Origin of the sequence: Kitasatospora sp. MBT63 (genome assembly GCF_000710465.2) — a bacterium.
Lineage (GTDB): Bacteria > Actinomycetota > Actinomycetes > Streptomycetales > Streptomycetaceae > Kitasatospora.
Genome location: NZ_JAIZ01000653.1, coordinates 7,261 through 9,343, shown reverse-complemented (window position 1 = coordinate 9,343; position 2,083 = coordinate 7,261). Strand labels below are relative to the sequence as shown.

The 2,083-nt window shown below is 71.8% G+C and carries 1 protein-coding gene and 1 pseudogene; both read left to right on the top strand.

Going from position 1 to position 2,083, the window contains the following annotated elements:
• Positions 1–66: 66 nt before the first annotated feature.
• The gene (locus AA75_RS34345) at positions 67–1,365 is read left to right on the top strand and encodes an MFS transporter (protein WP_033824277.1); all 1,299 of its coding nucleotides are present in this window, start codon (positions 67–69) and stop codon (positions 1,363–1,365) included.
• A gap of 3 nt (positions 1,366–1,368) precedes the next feature.
• A pseudogene (locus AA75_RS50155) lies at positions 1,369–2,083 on the top strand (ATP-grasp domain-containing protein); the annotation flags it as partial.

Here is a 2,083-nt window from a genome sequence, read left to right as displayed (position 1 = left end):
CCCCCGCCGAACTCGACGCCCTGCAGGCCCGCGTCGACGCCGCCCTGACCGTGGAGGTCGAACCCCGTGGCTGACTCCCGCGCCCAGACCCTGCGCGGCCTGGTCCGCGAACGCCTCGACCCGCTGCGCCCGCCCGGCTACCGCCGGATCGCCGCCGCCATGCTGGTCACCAACATCGGCAACGGCATGCAGTTCATCGCCAACTGCCTGCTGGTGCTCCAGATGACCGACAGCCCCCGGGCGGTCGCCCTGGTGCTGCTCACCGCGGCCATCCCCGGCGTCTTCTTCGGCCCGCTGATCGGCGTGGCGATCGACAGGTTCGAACGGCGCTGGGTGTTCGTCTGCGCCGACCTGGTCTCCGTCCTCACCCTGGCCACCACCGTCACGCTCCAGGCCACCGGCCACCTGAGGACCTGGCACGTGTTCGTGATGGTCTTCGTGCTCGGCCTCACCGAGTCCACCGCCGTACCCACCGGCACCACCATGGTCCGCGAGATCGTCCCGGTCCAGAAACTGCTCGCCGCCAACGCCACCACCGGCGTCGCCGTCCAGATCGGCAACGTCATCGGCACCGCCGTCGGCGGCTTCCTGATCGCCGCCTCCTCGGTCACCTGGGTGCTCGGCATCAACCTGGTCTCCTTCACCGCCTCCGCGCTGTTCGTCTCCGGCGTCCGGAGCACCCGCACCATCACCAAGGACGGCGGCGACGGCTGGCGCGAGACCGTCCGCCGCGCCGCCGCCGGCTTCACCTACCTGCGCACCCACCCGGCGACGCTGCCCTCGTACACCATGCTGCTGGTGCTGTTCGCCGTGCTGTACATGATGAACACCCTGGTCGCGCCGTACGCCGAGAACGTGCTGGAGGTCGGCGCCAGCGGCCTCGGCTTCATCGACGCGATGTTCGCCGTCGGCGCCATCCTCGGCGGACTCGCCCTGCCGCTGCTGACCGCCCGCTTCAACCGCGACCGGCTCGCCTGCTACGGCCTGATCGGCATGGGCCTGACCCTGATCCTGCTCTGGCAGGCCGACGGACTCGCCCAGCCGATGGTCTTCTACGCCCTGGCCGGCATCAACTTCCAGGCGTTCTACATCTTCCGCACCCGGGTCCAGGAACAGGTCCCGGTCGACATCCAGGGCCGGGTGATGGCCCTGCTGATCACCACCGTCGGGATCTGCCGGATGGGCGTGTACATCGTCCTCGCCGCCTTCGTCTCCACCCTGACGCTCCGGCTGATCTACCTGTGCTGCGGCCTGGGCGTGCTGATCCTCGGCATCGTCATGACCACCAGCACCATCGTCCGGCGGGTCGAGTCCCGGCCCCCGGAGAACGAACCCGAACTCGCACCCGCCGGAACCGGAAGGTAACCCGTGCCGAACCGACGCCCCGCCCTGCTGCTGCTCGGCGGACTCACCGTGGCCTGGAACCAGCGCTGGCTGGACGCCGCCCGCGCCCGCGGCCTCGACCTGCTGGTCCTGGACGCACCCGGCCCGCACGCCGCCACCCTGCTGGCCGGCCGCCACACCCCGGGCCACCCGCTCTCCCGGATCGCCGACGCCGCCCTGACCGACGCCGACGACCACGCCGCCCTCGCCGACCGGGCCGCCGCCTGGGCCCGGGAGTACGACATCCGCGGCCTGTGCTGCCTGCGCGAGGAGTACGTCGAGGGCGCCGCCGTCGTCGCCGACCTGCTAGGCGTCCGCTCACCCGGCCTGCGGGCCGCCCGGGTCTGCCGCAACAAGCACCTCCAGCGCCGCTACCTCGCCGACTGGAGCCCCGGATCCACCCTGGTCCCCGCCGGCCGCCGCACCGAGACCGCCGCCGCCTGGGACGGCTTCCCCCTGGTCGTCAAACCGGTCGGCCGGCTCGCCAGCTCCGGGGTCCGCCTGGTCGCCGACCGCACCGCACTGCTGGACAGCCTCGACGCGTACGGACCCGAGGAGACACTGCTGTTCGAACGGCGCGCCGAGGGCCCCGAGTACTCCGTCGAATCGCTCAGCCTGCACGGCGAGGTCCACTACCTCGGCACCACCGAGAAGCGCACCACCGAGACCACCGGCGACTACTTCGTCGAGATGGGCCACA